Genomic DNA, 4,321 nt, shown 5'->3' on the forward strand with positions numbered 1-4,321 from the left:
ATGGCGGTGGCGGTGGCGGCGGCGGTGGCGGCGGATCGGGCGGTGGCACCGGGCTCGGCTCGGGCGGCGGCGGTTCGACCGGTGGCGGCTCGACGGGCGGCGGGACAGGCGGCGGCGGGACCGGCGGCAATCCGGGCAATCCGGGCGGCGAGCCTTCGCTCACCGTGACGGCGACGCATCAGCAATACACCCGCGTCGGCTCGACTTCCGAAGCCCTCGTGACCATTACCCGAACGGATACCGGCCTCGGCGAAATCATCGGCACCCTGGACGGCTCGAACGGCCATTTCGCCGGTCCGGGTTCGGGTGCCGGCGGCGTGCGCCTGCTGGCGGGCGGCGAAATGCAGTTCAGCTATATCTTCTCCCCACTGGCCCCCGGCACCTACACCACCGCGCTGCCATATGATTTTCCTGGCTTCGGCATCGGCGGCGTCATCGAGCTGATGGGCATCGCGGTCAATCAGGTGCTGACAGTGAACACGGCCAGCGCAGGCGTCGGGGTGACGCAGGCCGCCAATCTCGGGCCGCTCAGCCGGGGCGTCCGCCTGGCCAACATGACCGCCGATGTGGCGCCGATCGACATCGTCGGCGTGACCATTCTCTCGGCCTATGTCGAGGGGCCGGGCAGCGAGTTCCTGACCATCTCGGGCATCGAGCCGGGCGAGGTGCTGGGCGCCGGCGAAGAGGCGCTTCTGACGGTGAGCTTCGACCCCGCGAAAGGCACCTGGGAAGAGTTTCTGGCGCTGCTGGAAACCGGCGACGTCATCCTGTACATCCTGACCGACCTGAATGCCGCCTTCGGCGAGGTCGGATCGCTCTTGCAATACAAGCTCAGCTTTACCGACGATGTGATTATTGCCGTCGTGGCACCGCCGGTTGGCTTCGCGGTGCTGCTGGGCGGCGGCCTGTTCCTGTTCGCCGGGCGGCATCGGCGACGCGGCCGTTGAACGACGCCGGGGCGAGCCCCGCCGCGCCGGCGCTTGCCGCTGCGGAGGCGCCCCACCGTCTGCCCTGGCCGCGACGTTTGCTGCGGGCATTGTTCGGCCACGGCCGTCTGGTCGGCCTTGCCGTCCTGGCCGCCATCATCCTGCTGCGCCTGTGGTCGCCGACACCGCTTCTGGTCGCCCAGATGCGCGGCTTCGATTTCCTGCAGCAGCTGTTCCCCCGGCCGCCTATGGCCGAGCCCGCGGTCGCCGTGGTGGCCATCGACGAGCCAAGCCTGACCGAGCTCGGCCAGTGGCCGTGGCCCCGCACGAGGCTGGCCGAGATCGTGCGGCGGCTGGAGGAGTACGGCGCCGTCGCCATCGGCTTCGACGTCCTGTTCGCCGAGGCCGACCGCACCTCGCCGGCGTCGATCGCCGAGACGCTGCCCAATCTCGATCCCGAGACGCGCGCGCGGCTCGGGGCGATGCCGAGCAACGACGCCGTCTTTGCGGACGCGATCCGGCGCTGCTGCGTGGTGCTGGGCCGTGCCGTCGAGGAGGCCCGCGATGCGGCCGTGCCGGCGCCCGAAGCCCTGCCGGTGACGCCCTCGGTGTCGCTCGGCGCCGATCCCCTGCCCTTCGCGCGCCTGTATCGCCAGCCGCGGGTGATCGCGCCGGTTGGCGAGCTGGACGCCGCCGCCGAGGGCCGCGGCATCCTGAACCTGCCGCCGGAGGCCGATGGCGTGGTACGCCGCGTGCCGCTGGTGCTGGGCATCGGCGAGCAGCTGCATCCGGCGCTGGTGCTGGAGCTGATCCGGCTGGTGACCGGCGAGACCGTTTTCGTCACCCGCGCCGGCGCCTTCGGCATCGAAGGCGTGGTGATCGGCGGCACCTTGATCCCGACCGATGCCTCGGGCCGCAGCTGGATCCATTTCGGCCGCACTTCTGCGATCACTCAGATTTCGGCGCGCGACGTGCTGGCCGGCACGGTCGCGCCCGAACTGCTCGGCGGCCGGATCGTGCTGGTCGGCACCACCGGCGCCGGCCTGCAGAACCTGCGGGCGACGCCGGTCGATGCCGCCATGCCGGGCGTGATCGTGCATGCGCAGGTGCTGGAAACCCTGTTGAGCGGCAGCTTTCTGATCCGCCCAGATTGGATGCGCGCGATCGAGATCGCGACCATCCTACTGCTCGGCGGCCTGATGCTGTGGCTGGTGCCCGCCGCCGGCGCGGCGCGCACGCTCTGGCTCGCCATCGCGCTCGCCATCATCGTGGTGGGCGCCGCCGCGCTCTGCTTCACCCAGGCCGGATTGCTGCTCGACCCGGCACTGCCGCTGGTCACGGTCGCGGCGCTCTACGGCACGCTGGTCTACAGCAACTACAGCCGCGAGGAGAGCCAGCGGCGCTGGATCCGCAGCGCCTTCGCGCGCTACGTGTCGCCGGATTACGTCGAGCAGCTCGCCAACAACCCGGAACTGCTCAAGCTGGGCGGCGATGCCCGCACCATGACCTTCCTGTTCAGCGACGTGCGCGGCTTCACCAGCATCGCCGAGCGCTTCAAGTCGGACCCCGGCGCGCTGACCAGCCTGATCACCCGCTTCCTCACGCCGATGACGCATGTGATCCTGGATCACCGCGGCACCATCGACAAATATATCGGCGATTGCGTGATGGCGTTCTGGAACGCCCCGCTGCCGGATGGCGACCACGCGCGGCGCGCCTGCATGGCCGCATTGGAGATGCGCCGCAGGCTCGCCGTTCTCAACGCCGAGCTGGCGGCCGAGGCACATGCGCAGGGCTCCGGCACCGCCCATGACGATTATGTGCTGGCCAAGCAGCTGGTCGAGGGGGAGGACAGCCCGCGCGAGCCGACCCGCGCCTTCGCGCTGTTCCAGGCCGAGGCGGAGCAGGGCTATGCCAACGCGCAATACAACCTCGCCAAGGCCTATCGCGACGGTCTCGGCACCAGGCCCGACACCGAAGCCGCGGCGCGCTGGTTCCTGAAGGCGGCGCGCCAGGGCCATGCCAAGGCCCAGGTCCGCGTCGGCACGCGCTATGCCAATGGCGACGGCGTCACGCGCGATCCGATCGAGGCGCTCGCCTGGTTCACGCTGGCTGCCCGTCACGGGACGATCGAGGCGGACGCGCCTCGCCGCAGCCTGCTGGTCGAGCTGACGGCGGCGCAGATCGACGAGGCCGAGCATCGGGCCCAGCATCTCGAGGAGGCGCCGGCCGACATGCGGGTGTTCGGCCTCGAGATCGGCATCGGCGTCAATACCGGCGACTGCATCGTCGGCAACATGGGCTCCGACCAGCAGGTCAACTATTCGGTCGTCGGCGACGCCGTCAACCTCGCGGCCCGGCTGGAAGGGCAGTCGCGCAGCTATGGCGTCGGCATCGTCGTCGGCGAGGAGACGGTGGCAAGGGCGGCCGATCTCGCCTTCCTGGAGCTCGACCTGATCGCGGTGAAAGGAAAGACCGAGGCGGTGCACATCTACGCGCTGCTCGGCGATGCCGTGGAGGCCGCGCGCGATCAGCATCGCGCGCTGGTGCTGCGTCACGGCGAGATGCTGGCCGCCTATCGCGGCCAGCGCTGGACGGAGGCGCGGGATGCGGCCATCGAATGCCGTACGCTTGCCCCGCAGCTCGGCGACCTCTACGAACTCTATCTCGACCGTATCATGCATTTCGAGGTCAACCCGCCCGGCCCGCACTGGCGCGGCGTCTATTTCGCGACGGCCAAGTAGCCGCAATCGAGAGGCGCATCATGCTGGGACATATCTCCTTCGGCGTGAACGATCTGGCGAAATCGGCGGCCTTCTACGACGCGGCCCTGGCCGAGCTCGGCTATGTCCGGGTGTGGAGCAACTCGACCGGCATCGGCTATGGCCGGGCCGGTCAGAACGACAAGCTCGCGCTGTTCGCCCGGCCCGGCAAGGCGGCGGCACCGGGCGACGGCTTTCATCTTGCTTTCATCGCGCCGAGCCGCGCGGCCGTCGATCGTTTCCATGCGGCTGCACTGAACTCGGGCGGCCGCGATCTCGGCCCGCCCGGCGCGCGACCCAATTACGGCCCCGCCTACTACGCGGCCTTCGTCGCCGATCCGGACGGCCACAAGCTCGAAGCGGTTCACCAGTAGCTCGCCACGCCGGGTGCGACAGGCCGCAATTTCGGCTATCCTCGCGCCATGTCGTCGGGGGGCCGTGCCGTGCAACGGGCTGTGGTGATCATTGCGGGCATGGGCTGCCTTCTGCTGGCCTCCTGCGCCGTCGAGCAGCAGCGCGCCGCCGGCCCGCAGCTCCCCACGGCGCCGGCGCCCCAGGCCGTTGCGCCGGCGCCGGCCGCTGCACAGCCGATCGCGCAGCGGCCGGTCACGCAGACGGCGCCGCCGCCGAAGA

General features: G+C 70.3%; 2 protein-coding genes and 2 pseudogenes. All 4 read left to right on the plus strand.

Annotated elements, in window-relative coordinates:
• Nucleotides 1-947: pseudogene (locus DT074_RS27610) on the plus strand (hypothetical protein); the annotation flags it as partial.
• On the plus strand, nt 944-3,670 hold the full coding sequence (locus DT074_RS27615; protein WP_119423043.1) for a CHASE2 domain-containing protein: 2,727 nt from the start codon (nt 944-946) through the stop codon (nt 3,668-3,670). The pseudogene DT074_RS27610 and the gene DT074_RS27615, both read left to right, overlap by 4 nt.
• Before the next feature lie 20 nt (nt 3,671-3,690).
• Nucleotides 3,691-4,062 carry a VOC family protein gene (locus tag DT074_RS27620; protein WP_119423044.1) on the plus strand — a complete coding sequence of 124 codons (372 nt, stop codon included), beginning with the start codon at nt 3,691-3,693 and terminating at the stop codon, nt 4,060-4,062.
• A gap of 69 nt (nt 4,063-4,131) precedes the next feature.
• Nucleotides 4,132-4,321 (plus strand): annotated as a pseudogene (locus tag DT074_RS28380) (hypothetical protein); the annotation flags it as partial.

It is taken from the genome of Desertibaculum subflavum (assembly GCA_003576705.1).
In the GTDB taxonomy this organism is placed as follows: domain Bacteria; phylum Pseudomonadota; class Alphaproteobacteria; order Ferrovibrionales; family Ferrovibrionaceae; genus Desertibaculum; species Desertibaculum subflavum.